This window comes from Brevundimonas sp. (assembly GCF_051858995.1).
Classification (GTDB): Bacteria; Pseudomonadota; Alphaproteobacteria; order Caulobacterales; family Caulobacteraceae; genus Brevundimonas.
In genome coordinates, this window is record NZ_JBHYGN010000009.1 from 1 (window position 1) to 11,913 (window position 11,913).

An 11,913-nucleotide genomic window follows, 5' to 3' on the forward strand; every position below is an offset into this window, starting at 1 on the left:
GCATAGACGGCATAGACGGCATAGACGGCATAGACGGCATAGACGGCATAGACGGTGTATTTCGACAGTCTCGCCGTCTCTCCAGCCCCGGATTCGCGCCACAGGCGCATCCGGCCCATCATCGCGCATTCCACCCGTTCTGATTCGGGCCGAGACGCATGACCACGACCACCGACCGCCGCTCGTTCGATCCGCTGCTGATCGTGATGGCGCTCGGCTTTGTCGTGGCCGTCGGAGCCCTGGCCTATCCGGCTTTCCGCGCCGATCCGATGAGCGCGCCGGGCCTGATCCTCATCTTCACGGTCGGCGCCGTGTCGCTGATCGGCCTGTTCATGTTCGGGCGCAGCGAGGGCCGCAAGCCGACCGGCGACACCGCCGTCGAACTGCTTGACGCCATGGCCGAGCCCGCCGCCCTGGTCTGGGCCACCGGTCAGGTGCTGGCCTACAATGGCGCCTGGGCCGAGGCGGGCGGCGCCACCACGGCCCTTCCGCCCGCCCGCTCCGGCGGCAAGTCCGCCTCCGCCCTCTACATGGCCTTCGCCCAGGCCCGCGCCGGCGAGCAGGGCCGCGCCATCGTCCCCGTCGGCGATCATGAGCTCGAGGTCCTGATCGGTCAGGCGGGGGAGGGGCGGTTCCTGATCCGCGCCGCGCCCGAGGCCGCCCTGCCCGTCGCCGCCCCCGCCGTGGATCGCCCCGTCGCCGCCCAGAACGGCCCAGGCGGTCGCGCCATGGCCGCCGGCGCCCCGTTCGGCTCGGCCCTGCTGCAGGCCGACGACCTGTTCGCGGGCAAGGTCGAGGAGGCCAACGCCGCCCTCGCCCTGCTGACCGGTCCCGCCGCCGCCCGCGACGCCGCCTTCGGCCACCTGTTTGAACCGTCCGGCGTGAGCGAGGCCAAGGCCAAGCTGAACGCCGGATCGTCCGGCCCCATCGAGCTGGTCGCCCGCGCCCATCCGGACCGGATGCTCCACCTCTATGTCGCGCCCGAGAACGACAAATGCCGCGTCTGGCTGTTCGACGTCTCCTCGCAGAAGTCGATGGAGCTTCAGCTCTCGCAGGCCCAGAAGATGCAGGCCGTCGGCCAGCTGGCGGGCGGCGTGGCCCACGACTTCAACAACCTGCTGACCGCCATCCAGCTGCAGCTCTCCGGCCTGCTGGAGCGTCACCCGGTCGGCGATCCCTCTTATGAGGGGCTGAACGAAATCCGCCAGACCGCCATCCGCGCCGCCGATCTGGTGCGCAAGCTGCTGGCCTTCTCGCGCAAGTCCACGGTCCGCCGCGAGCGCCTCGACCTGGGCGAGCTGGTGGGCGAGTTCGCCGTCCTGCTGCGCCGCCTGTTGCGAGAGGACGTTCGGCTCGAGACCGACTACGGCCGCGACCTGCCGGTGGTTCTGGCCGACAAGAGCCAGCTTGAGACGGCGGTCATGAACCTGGCCGTCAACGCCCGCGACGCCATGCGCGGCGTGGTCGAGGCCGGCGACGCCGTCGTCACCATCAAGACCCGCCGCCTGTCGCAGGACGAGGCCCGCCAGATGGGCTGGACCGCCGCCCCGACCGAGGCCGTCGCCCTGATCGAGGTGTCAGACACCGGCACGGGCGTTCCGCCCGAACTGCTGGACAAGATCTTCGAGCCCTTCTTCACCACCAAGGCGGTGAACGAGGGCACGGGCATGGGCCTGGCCACCGTCTACGGCATCGTCGAGCAGGCGGGCGGCCACATCAACGTCGCCAACCTCGAAGCGGCCGGCGCCGCCTTCCGCATCTTCCTGCCCGAGGCGGCCGAGGCCGAGCTGGCCGAGACCCCGGTGGTGGAGAAGGTCATCAAGGCGCCGCGCGACCTGTCGGGCGCCGGCCGCATCCTGTTCGTGGAAGACGAGGCCGCCGTGCGCGGCATCGCCGCCCGCCTGCTGCGCCAGCGCGGCTATGAGGTCATCGAGGCCGAGGACGGCGAACAGGCGCTCGAACTGGCCGAGGAGCACGCGGGCCAGATCGACATGATGATCTCCGACGTCATCATGCCCGGCCTCGACGGTCCGTCCCTGCTCAAGAAGGCCCGGCCCTTCCTCGGCGACGCCCCGGTCATGTTCATCTCCGGCTATGCCGAGAGCGACTTCTCGGACCTGCTCCAGGACGAGACCGGCGTCTCCTTCCTGCCCAAGCCGCTGGACATCAAGACGCTGGCGGAGCGGGTGAAGCAGGAACTGCACGCAGGCTGACAGATCGTTCACTTGTCAGGGACGATCCCCCGCGCCACGGTCCGCGCCGGGTTCTGGAGGGTCTCAGTATGAAGTTCGTCGCTGTCAGTCTGGCTGTTCTGTCGCTCGGTCTCGCGACCCCGGTTCTGGCCCAGACCGCGCCGCCCGTCCGCTACGAGCTCAGCTTCGACAACGCGGTCCATCACGAGGCCCGCATCACTGTCACCTACCGCGACCTGGGCCGGGAGCCGGTGCGGTTCGAGATGTCCCGCTCCTCGCCGGGCCGCTATGCGATCCATGAGTTCGCCAAGAACGTCTATTCGGTCAGCGCCGTGGACGGCGCCGGTCGCGCCCTGACGGTCCAGCGCAGCGATCCCTACGGCTGGACCGTCGCCGGTCACGACGGCACGGTCAGCGTGACCTACACCCTCTATGGCGACCGCGCCGACGGCACCTACGCCCAGATCGACGCCACCCACGCCCACCTCAACATGCCCGCCACCCTGATGTGGGCGCGGGGCCATGACGACCGTCCGGTGGAGCTGCATTTCCGCTCGCCGAATTCGGACTGGAAGATCGCCACCCAGCTGGCGCCGACCTCGGACCCGGCTGTCTTCACCGCGCCGAACCTCCAGTACCTGATGGACAGCCCGACCGAGCTCAGCGACCACCGGGTCCGCGAGTGGACGGTCGATGATCACGGCACCCCCCGCACCATCCGCATCGCCCTGCACGATCCGGGCACCGATCAGAACGCCGACATCTTCGCCGAGCGCGCCCGCAAGGTCGTGGATCAGCTGATCTCCGTCTTCGGCGACGTCCCCGACTTCGACTATGGGACCTACACCTTCCTGGCCGATTACCTGCCGCACGTCAGCGGCGACGGCATGGAGCACCGCAACTCCACCGTTCTCAGCGGCTCGCGCTCGCTGGCCGAGGCCGACTACGGCCAGATCGGCACCCTCAGCCACGAGTTCTTCCACTCGTGGAACGTCGAGCGCATCCGCCCGAAGGAACTGGAGCCGTTCGACTTCACCCGCGCCAACGCCACCCCGTCCCTGTGGTTCGCCGAGGGCTTCACCAACTACTACGGTCCGCTGGCCATCCGCCGCGCGGGCGTGTCGAACATCGACCGCTTCCTCGCCGAGATCGGTGGTCAGGCCAATGTCATCGTCAACACCCCGGCCCGGGCCTACGGCTCGCCGCAGGAGATGAGCCTGCGCGCTCCCTTCGTGGACGCCGCCGCCTCCATCGACCCGAACAATCCCAACATCTTCACGTCCTACTACACCTACGGCGCCACCCTGGCCCTGACGCTCGACCTGACCCTGCGCCAGCGCTTCCCGGGCAAGACGCTGGACGACTACATGCGCTGGATGTGGCGTCACCACGGGGTCAATGAGGTCCCGTACACGCCGGACGACCTGCGCAAGGGTCTGGCCGCCGTCACCGGTGATCAGGCCTTCGCCGACGCCTTCTTCGCCGACAGCATCCAGCGCAGCGGCCTGCCGGACCTGGCGCCCCTGCTGGCGCAGGCGGGCGTGGTCATGCGGCCCCGTAACGCCACCGGCGCCTGGGCCGGTCCGGCGCGGCTGCAGGTCGCGGACAGCGTGGTCCGGCTGGCCGGGGCGACCGTGCCCAACACCCCGCTCTACATCGCGGGCCTCGACGGCGGCGACGAGATCGTCCGCCTGGGCGAGACCGCCATCGACAGCCAGGCCAACTGGGACGACGCCCTCAAGGCGCTCAAGCCCGGCGACACCGTGTCGATCACCTTCATCCAGCGCGGCGTCGAACGCACCGCCCAACTGACCCTGGCCTCCGATCCCAATTTCGAACTGGTCCGGGTCGAGAACGCGGGCGGCACGGCCACGCCGCAGCAGTTGGCCTTCCGCGCCGCCTGGTTGGGCGCGGAGTCCTGAGGGTTCGTCGCAGGCGGCTTGTCAGCCCTGACCGGGCGCCGTCCACTGACGCGCTGATTTCTGCCGGGAGACGACCATGCTGGACCGCCGCCGACTGCTGATGACCGCCGCCGCGGGGGCCGGTCTGGCCGCTTCCGGGACAGCCTTCGCCGCGCCCCGGGACGCCGACGCCGAACTGGAAGCCCTGCTGCAGGGCTGGTTCGACCAGGACATCGAGCAGTCGCCCGAGACCGCCACCAACCTTGGCCTCGACCGGGGCGAGCGGGCGGGGCTGTCGTCCAAGCTGTCGGACTACAGCGCCACGGCCTGGAGGCAGAACCGCGCCCAAGCGACCGAGCGCTGGCGCGTCTTTCGCGCCTTCGGCGGGCCGGATGACCTGACCGAGGCGGGCAAGGTCAACCACGCCATCGCCGCCTTCCGGCTGGAGACCGCGGCCATGGGCGCGAGCTTCGACTACGGCTCGGCCCTCGGCGGCGGGCGGATGGGCCCCTACGTCGTCAACCAGCTGACCGGCGCCTATTTCACCGTGCCGGACTTCCTCGACAACCAGCATCGGGTCGAGGATCGCGACGGCGCCGACGCCTTCCTGTCACGCCTCTCGGCCTTCGGCCCGGCGGTCGACGCCGAGACCCAGCGCATTCGCGCCGACGCGGTCAAGGGCGTTCTGCCGCCCGACTTCGTCATCGACCTGGCCACCGGCCAACTGAGCGCCCTCGCGGGCCAGCCGTCGGCCGGCATGTCCATGATCAGGTCGCTGGAACGCAAGGCGACCGCGCTCGGCCTCAGCGGCTACGGCGACCGCGCCGCCCGCATCGTCGAGACCGAGGTGAAGCCCGCGCTCGCCCGCCAGATCGAAGCCTTCGCCGCCCTGCGGCCCAGCGCCGTGCACGAGGCGGGCGTGACCCGCCGCCTGCCCGACGGCGAGGCCTTCTACGCCCACGCTCTGAAGGTCTGGACCACCACCACCCTGACCGCCGACGAGATCCACGCCATCGGCCTCGAACAGGTCGCCGAGATCAGCGCCGGGATCGACACCATCCTGAAGGCGCAGGGGATGACCCGGGGCACGGTCGGCGAACGCATCGACGCCCTGAACAAGGACCCGGCCCAGCTCTATGCCGAGACCGATGAAGCCAAGGCCCAGCTGATCGCCGACCTGAACCGGCAGGTGCAGGCGCTCCAGCCCCTGCTGCCCCGCGTCTTTGGCCGCCTGCCGCGCTCCGGCGTCGAGGTCCGCCGCGTGCCGCCGGCCATCGAGGCGGGCGCGCCGGGCGGCTACTATCAGGGCCCGCCGCTGGATGGCTCACGCCCGGGCGCCTACTACATCAACCTGCGTGAGGCGAAGAACTGGCCCCGGTTCTCGCTCCCGACCCTGACCTATCACGAGGCCTCGCCGGGCCATCACCTGCAGGTCGCCCTGCAGCGCGAGAACACCGGCCTGCCCCAGTACCGCCGCGCCAACGGCTTCTCCGCCTATAACGAGGGCTGGGCCCTCTACGCCGAGGCGGTCGCCGCCGATGATCTGGACGTCTACGCCAATGACCCGCTGGGCCGGGTCGGCTTCCTGATGTCCTACCTGTTCCGCGCGGTCCGGCTGGTCGTCGACACCGGCATGCACGCCAAGGGCTGGAGCCGCGAACAGGCGGTCGAGTACATGGCCGCCTCGGGCGCCAAGCCGATCGGCGCGGCCAACAGCGAGATCAACCGCTACGCCTCGATGCCGGGCCAGGCCTGCGCCTACAAGATCGGCCACACGGTCATCGCCCGTCTGCGGGCCGAGCAGGCGGCGAAGTCCGGCTTCGACCTGCGGACCTTCCACGACAGGGTGCTGGCCAACGGTTCGGCGCCGCTGGCGGTGCTGGAGCAGTTGATCCGGGCCTAGCTTTCGGCGCGGGCCTCGATCACCGCCGGGTCCGCGTCGGCCACCGACATCAGCCACTCGCGGAAGCGTCGGATCTTGGGCGACCGCCGCCGCCCCTCGGGCCAGACCAGATAGTAGCCGGTGTGGAAGGACACCGTCTGCGGGAAGGGCCGGACCAGCAGCCCGGCCTTGATCTCGCGCGCGAACAGGATGGGCGAGCCCAGCGCCACGCCCTGATCGCCCAGCGCCGCCGCCACCTCCAGCACCTGATAGTCGGCGGTCAGGCGGATCGCCGGGCGTCGCCCCTCGCGCAGCCCCGCGACGGCGAACCACTCGGCCCACTCCTTCTCCATCCCGATCCGCGGCGCCTCCAGCAGGTCGCAGGGCTCGCGCAGGTTCAGCCGCTCGGCCATGGCCGGGCTGCACAGGGGAGTGAAGATCGACGGCATGAACAACTGGCTCTCCAGGCCCGGCCAGTCGCCATGGCCCGAGCGGATGCCGACATCGAAGCCCTCGCGCGACAGGTCCAGCAGGGCCGGATTGGTGTCCAGCCGCACCGCCAGTCCGGGATTGGCCAGCTGGAAGGCGCCCAGGTGCGGCGCCAGCCACTGGCTCGCCAGCGTCGCCAGCGTGGTGATCGACAGGATCTGCTCGTCCGCCTCCGTCAGGTCGCTGATCGCCCGGCGCAGCAGGGTGACGGCCTCGGTCGCGGCGCTGGACAGGCGTTCGCCCGCCTCGGTCGGCTGCACCTCGCGCGGCAGGCGCCGGAACAGGCTCTGGCCCAGCCGACCCTCCAGCGCCTTGATCTGCCAGCTGACCGCCGCCTGGGTCATGCCCAGCTCTTCGGCGGCGCGGGTGAAGCTCCTCAGGCGCGCGGCCGCCTCGAACACGCGGATCGAGGCGAGAGGAATGCCGGAAAGCGGATCGGCCATAAGCAAGCCTTATGAGGTGGCCGACCAATCTGGTTTGTCCATCTTTCCTGTCAAGCCGATAACTCCAACCGTCACCCACGCCCACAGAGGAGGCCTCGATGGAAGAAGCGCACCACACGCATAAGGAGCCCGCATGGGGCTGGGCCGCTGTTCTTGATGACTGGCGCCGCAGTCGCACCCGCCGTCGCCTGCGCGCGCAGGCCCGTCCGGACGCCTCGCGCCGCTGACGCATCCCCGCATCCGGTACGCTACGGGGGAGCCTCCCGCCCCCTGTCTCTACCGTCGGCTCCCGCCTCTCCGGGAGCCATGGTCCGAACTCCGGGGTTCCCCTACGCCCGGAGTTCGGGCCGATCTATTTCGGCGGCACGATCAGGCCGTCGGCCTGACGCAAACGGTTGTGAATGGCGGTCGCGGCGACGGCGGCTTCCGCGCTCGCCACCGCGATCTGGTTCAGCCCCCGGACGACGTCTCCAGCGGCATACAAACCCGGCTCGCTGGTCTGCTGATGCGGATCGACGAACAGCCGTCCGTCCTCTCCGGTCCGCGCGCCCAATGCCTCCGCCAGCGTGGCGTTGGGCGAGGTCCCGAGCGCCGAATAGACCAGGTCGAAGCTGCGGAACGTTCCACCCCAGCTCAGCGCCGTGACCCGGTCGCCCTCCAGCCGAACATTGTCGATGGGCGCGCAGACCAATTCGATGCCCAGCCGCTCCAGTTCATCGCGGCAGGTCAGGTCCTCGACGGGGCCGACATGGATCAGCGCCACACGGTCCGAATAGGTCCGCAGGAAGGCTGCCTCCCTCGCACCCTTGTCGTCGGTGCTGATCACGGCCACGGCCTTGTCGATGGCCTCATAGCCGTCGCAGATCGGGCAGATGCGGACCAGCGCCCGCTCGATGGCCCGTTCCACGCCCGGCAGGTCCGGATGATGATCGGTCACGCCCGTCGCCAGAAGCACCGCCCGCGCCCGAACGGTTTGACCGTTCAGCCGCGCGGTGAAGGCGTCGCCCTCCCGACCCAGGGCCTCAATGCGGCCCTTCTCGATCACGGCGCCATACTCGGTCGCCTGCTCGGTCATCCGCCTCAGGATGGCGTCGCCGGTAATGCCTTGCGGAAAGCCCGGCATGTTGTGGCTGACCGGGATCCAGCAGGCGCGCGACTTGCCGCCGTCCGCCACCAACACCGTCCTCCGAAACCGCGCCAGGTAAGTCGCAGCCGTCAGGCCGGCGGGGCCGGCGCCGACGATCAGGACCTCCGGCTCGGTCACCCCCGTGCTCGCCACAGGGTCGGCCAGACGTCCGATGTCATGCCCCAGCAGTCGCCCATCGACCGCTCCTCCGACAGGACGAACCCGCCCGTGGTCCAGGTCCAGGTGGTGATGGTCCCGCAGTCGCCCAGCCCGCGCCCGCGCGGGAAGACCGTAAGGGTCCGGCGCTCGGCGTTGTAGATCGGATTGACGAGCCACTGCTCCTGACCGCCGAGATCGCCCTCGGTGCGCGGCGTGCGCTCCGGCAGATTGGCCTTGCGGACGTTCGAGCCGTCCGGGCGGGCCAGATACAGGACATAGGTCGCGTTATAGGCGCCGCTGCCGCAGGGGATGCCCCACAGCACGGTCTGACCGTCCAGCCGCGCCGCCAGAACGGCCTTGTCCAGATATTCGTTGTTCTCGGCCCGGCAGGTCTTCACCTCGTCGCGCGCCTCGATGGCCGCCGGGACCTTCAGCCCGCGCGGTTCGTCCTCCAGCGGATTTGCCGCGCCCTCGAACCCGGCCTGTGAGACGGCGGGAGCCGGGACAGCGCGGGGCAGGGCGGGCGCCGCTGGCACAGCCGAGGCCGGACGGCTGCCGCGCCGCAGCAGGGCGGTGGTGGTGTCCAGCCGTCCCTGACGCTCGTCGATCCAGAGCAGGGCCGCCGAAATGCCCGACGACGGCAGGTCCGCCGTCTGATTGCCCGACGCCAGCGCCAGACTACGCGAGGCGGGCAGGGCGGCGATCACCGCGCGCGCGCGCTGGGCGTTGGCCGCCACGCTGGCCGCGTCCTGCGGCCCGCCGCGTACGGCGAACTCGCGCCCGTCAATCTTCAGCTTCAGGGTCTCGGGCGCCTTGTCGGCGTCGCCGAAGGCCCAGCTGCCGATGGAGACCGAGGGCAGGGCGTCCGGCCCGGCGTCGATGGCGACGCGGATCCAGCCATTGTCCGATCCGCCCCAGGCCACGCAGCGATTGCCGTTGTCACAGGCGGCGCGCCAGTCGCGGAACTCGCGCATCACCGGCACGGCGGCGGCGGGAACGGGGGCGGCCATCGCCTGCTCGGGCGCGGTCGGCGCGACGGCGCCCGGCGCGGGCGCAGAGGCGGGCTCGTCGCGCCCGCAGGCTGTCAGGCTGACGGCGGCCACGGCCGACAGGATCAAGGCTCGCATGGTTGGTCTCCCCTGAAGGTCAAAGCTTGCGCAGGCCGGAGCGCGTGTGCGCCGCCCTGGCCCCCGTCTTCCCACTTTCGACGATATACTCGGGATGCTCCGGCGATGCGGCGACCTTGTGGTTCTTGATGTGGGTCGTTCGAGTGACCTTTCGCACCACTTTTCCGGTGCTTTCGCCTTGGCTGTGCCGCCACTCGACCTTGTCTCCCGGCTTCAGGTCTTTCGCCACTTCGGCCCTCCTTCAGATCACGCTCATAGTCCGCCAGCACCCGACGCATCAGCTCTGCGTCCACCAGCACCGGCGCCTCGCAGAAGGTGAGAATCCAAAGCTCCGTGAGCCGCTCCAGGTCATCGTCCATACGCCCCGACAGTCTCGTTACGCCATTCACTGCAGAGCCAACGAATGTCGGCGACCAGACGTTCAGCTTGGCTGTGAAAGACTTTTTCGGGGTAGGGTAAACGACGATCAGTTATGCGGCGCCGTGACGGGCTTTGCGCCCCGGCGTCAGGGGGCTATACCCCCGCCGACCCTTTCATATTCCCCTAGACAAAAGGCAGCACGCGCATGGCCAAGATCAAGGTCGCCAACCCCATCGTCGACATCGACGGCGACGAAATGACCCGCATCATCTGGCAGTGGATCAAGGACAAGCTGATCTTCCCGTTCGTGGACGTCGAGCTGGACTACTATGACCTGGGCATGGAGCACCGCGACGCCACAGACGACCAGGTGACGATCGACGCGGCCCACGCCATCCAGAAGCACGGCGTCGGCGTGAAGTGCGCCACCATCACCCCGGACGAGGCCCGGGTGAAGGAATTCGGCCTGAAGAAGATGTGGAAGTCGCCGAACGGCACCATCCGCAACATCCTGGGCGGCGTCGTCTTCCGTGAGCCGATCATCTGCTCGAACGTGCCGCGTCTGGTGCCGGGCTGGACCCAGCCGATCGTCGTGGGCCGTCACGCCTTCGGCGACCAGTACAAGGCCACCGACTTCCTGATGCCGGGGGCCGGCACCCTGTCGATCAAGTTCGTCGGCGACGACGGCGAAGTGATCGAGCATGAGGTCTTCAAGTCGCCGGGCGCCGGCGTCGCCATGGGCATGTACAACCTCGACGCCTCGATCCGTGACTTCGCCCACGCCTCGTTCAGCTACGGCCTGGCGCGCAACTACCCGGTCTATCTGTCGACGAAGAACACGATCCTGAAAGCCTACGACGGCCGCTTCAAGGACATCTTCCAGGAGATCTTCGACGCCGAGTACGCCGAAGAGTTCAAGAAGCGCGGCCTGACCTATGAGCACCGCCTGATCGACGACATGGTGGCCGCGGCCATCAAGTGGTCGGGCGGTTTCGTCTGGGCGTGCAAGAACTACGACGGCGACGTGCAGTCGGACATCGTGGCGCAAGGCTTCGGCTCGCTGGGCCTGATGACCTCGGTCCTGATGACCCCGGACGGCAAGATCATGGAAACGGAAGCCGCTCACGGCACCGTGACCCGTCACTACCGCCAGCACCAGAAGGGCGAGGCCACCTCGACCAACTCGATCGCCTCGATCTTCGCCTGGACGGCCGGCTTCAAGCACCGCGCCAAGCTGGACGACAACGCCGAACTGGCCCGCTTCGCCGAGACGCTGGAGAAGGTCGTCGTCGACACGGTCGAGGCCGGCTACATGACCAAGGATCTGGCCCTGCTGGTCGGCGACACCCAGTCTTGGCTGTCGACCGAAGGCTTCCTGGACAAGGTCGCCGAGAACCTGACCAAGGAACTGGCGGCTTAAGCCAGGGCGCTAACGCTCGCGACGCGGTCGCTCGCTGCTTGAGCGCGTAAGCGCCAGGCCGCGTCGGGTCGAGAAGGCGGAGCCTTCTGACCGGGGCCCAAAAGGAATGGCCCGCCGGATTCGCGTCCGGCGGGCCTTTCGTTTGAGCCGTCCGCCGGTTCGTGCATTGTGGCTCTGTTAACGGAGGGCGGGCGTGAAAGTCATCGGCAGACTCATTCTGGCGGCGGTCGTCATCGCGGCGATCAGCTTCTTCGCCGCGCCCGGCGTGGCCTTCTTCGCCATCCGTTCGGCGGCGGACGCCAATGATGCGGCGGCGCTGACGCGTCTGATCGACTACGGCGCGGTGCGCCAGTCGCTGCGGCCCCAGCTGACCGGCAATCCCGCCGCCCAGGCGCCCGCGCCGTCCTTCCTTGAGGACCCCATAGGCGCCGTGCGTCGCCAGTTCGAGCAGGCCGCGCCCCTCGGACCGACGCCGGACGTCTATCTGACCCCCGCCGCCGTCGCCGCCCTGACCCGGGGCGAGGGCCGCTACGCCGCGCAGCGCACCACGCCCGCGTCCGAGGGCGAGCGGAATGACCTGTTCCCTGAACCGGTCTTCTGGGGCGTCAACCGCGCCCGCATGGCGGTGACGGACGAGGGCGGCTCGAAGACCATCTTCACCTTCGAGCGCAAGGGACCGTTCGAATGGCGGCTGGTCCATATCGGCCTGCCCGAGGGTGTCGCTCCGGCGCCGCGCCACCAACCGGTCGTCCCGCCGATTCCGCGCGTGGAGAAGAGCGGCAAGACCGGCGGCTGATGCCGGTCCCACTGGCGC

The 11,913-nt window shown here is 69.4% G+C and carries 9 protein-coding genes; 5 read left to right on the forward strand and 4 right to left on the reverse strand.

Annotation, left to right across the window (positions count from 1 at the left end; all coding sequences use genetic code 11):
* The first annotated feature begins 158 nt into the window (after nucleotides 1-158).
* The 3 genes from cckA (at nucleotide 159) to ACTIEF_RS09625 (ending at nucleotide 5,996) form a co-directional block, all read left to right on the forward strand.
* Nucleotides 159-2,213: a cell cycle histidine kinase CckA gene (gene cckA / locus ACTIEF_RS09615; RefSeq protein WP_439471914.1), complete on the forward strand. Its 2,055-nt coding sequence runs from the start codon at nucleotides 159-161 to the stop codon at nucleotides 2,211-2,213.
* Between the two features lie 68 nt (nucleotides 2,214-2,281).
* Nucleotides 2,282-4,114, forward strand: coding sequence for a M61 family metallopeptidase (locus tag ACTIEF_RS09620; RefSeq protein WP_439471915.1), 1,833 nt, complete (start codon nucleotides 2,282-2,284; stop codon nucleotides 4,112-4,114).
* Nucleotides 4,115-4,190: 76 nt separating this feature from the next.
* Nucleotides 4,191-5,996, forward strand: coding sequence for a DUF885 domain-containing protein (locus ACTIEF_RS09625; RefSeq protein ID WP_439471916.1), 1,806 nt, complete (start codon nucleotides 4,191-4,193; stop codon nucleotides 5,994-5,996).
* Here the strand turns inward: ACTIEF_RS09625 and ACTIEF_RS09630 are convergent.
* The 4 genes from ACTIEF_RS09630 to ACTIEF_RS09645 form a co-directional block, all read right to left on the reverse strand.
* A complete protein-coding gene (locus ACTIEF_RS09630; RefSeq protein ID WP_439471917.1) occupies nucleotides 5,993-6,907 on the reverse strand; it encodes a LysR substrate-binding domain-containing protein in 915 nt (304 codons plus the stop codon). The genes ACTIEF_RS09625 and ACTIEF_RS09630 overlap by 4 nt on opposite strands.
* Nucleotides 6,908-7,259: 352 nt before the next feature.
* On the reverse strand, nucleotides 7,260-8,171 hold the full coding sequence (locus ACTIEF_RS09635; protein ID WP_439471918.1) for an NAD(P)/FAD-dependent oxidoreductase: 912 nt from the start codon (nucleotides 8,169-8,171) through the stop codon (nucleotides 7,260-7,262).
* Nucleotides 8,168-9,319 carry a DUF1176 domain-containing protein gene (locus ACTIEF_RS09640; RefSeq protein WP_439471919.1) on the reverse strand — a complete coding sequence of 384 codons (1,152 nt, stop codon included), beginning with the start codon at nucleotides 9,317-9,319 and terminating at the stop codon, nucleotides 8,168-8,170. Before ACTIEF_RS09640 ends, ACTIEF_RS09635 begins: the two co-directional genes overlap by 4 nt.
* 19 nt (nucleotides 9,320-9,338) lie before the next feature.
* Complete coding sequence (locus ACTIEF_RS09645; RefSeq protein WP_439471920.1) at nucleotides 9,339-9,548, reverse strand: DUF2945 domain-containing protein; 210 nt, start codon at nucleotides 9,546-9,548, stop codon at nucleotides 9,339-9,341.
* A 336-nt stretch (nucleotides 9,549-9,884) separates the two neighbouring features.
* On the opposite strand from ACTIEF_RS09645, the gene ACTIEF_RS09650 reads away from it, so the two are divergent.
* Complete coding sequence (locus ACTIEF_RS09650) at nucleotides 9,885-11,099, forward strand: NADP-dependent isocitrate dehydrogenase (protein ID WP_439471921.1); 1,215 nt, start codon at nucleotides 9,885-9,887, stop codon at nucleotides 11,097-11,099.
* 193 nt (nucleotides 11,100-11,292) lie between these two features.
* Nucleotides 11,293-11,895, forward strand: coding sequence for a DUF2939 domain-containing protein (locus ACTIEF_RS09655; protein ID WP_439471922.1), 603 nt, complete (start codon nucleotides 11,293-11,295; stop codon nucleotides 11,893-11,895).
* The last annotated feature ends 18 nt before the right edge of the window (nucleotides 11,896-11,913 follow it).

Excerpts from the sequence above, each read along its gene's own strand:
- cckA (WP_439471914.1), top strand. The coding sequence starts at position 159 with ATGACCACGACCACCGACCGCCGCTCGTTCGATCCGCTGCTGATCGTG.
- ACTIEF_RS09620 (WP_439471915.1), top strand. The coding sequence starts at position 2,282 with ATGAAGTTCGTCGCTGTCAGTCTGGCTGTTCTGTCGCTCGGTCTCGCG.
- ACTIEF_RS09625 (WP_439471916.1), top strand. The coding sequence starts at position 4,191 with ATGCTGGACCGCCGCCGACTGCTGATGACCGCCGCCGCGGGGGCCGGT.
- ACTIEF_RS09630 (WP_439471917.1), bottom strand. The coding sequence starts at position 6,907 with ATGGCCGATCCGCTTTCCGGCATTCCTCTCGCCTCGATCCGCGTGTTC.
- ACTIEF_RS09640 (WP_439471919.1), bottom strand. The coding sequence starts at position 9,319 with ATGCGAGCCTTGATCCTGTCGGCCGTGGCCGCCGTCAGCCTGACAGCC.
- ACTIEF_RS09650 (WP_439471921.1), top strand. The coding sequence starts at position 9,885 with ATGGCCAAGATCAAGGTCGCCAACCCCATCGTCGACATCGACGGCGAC.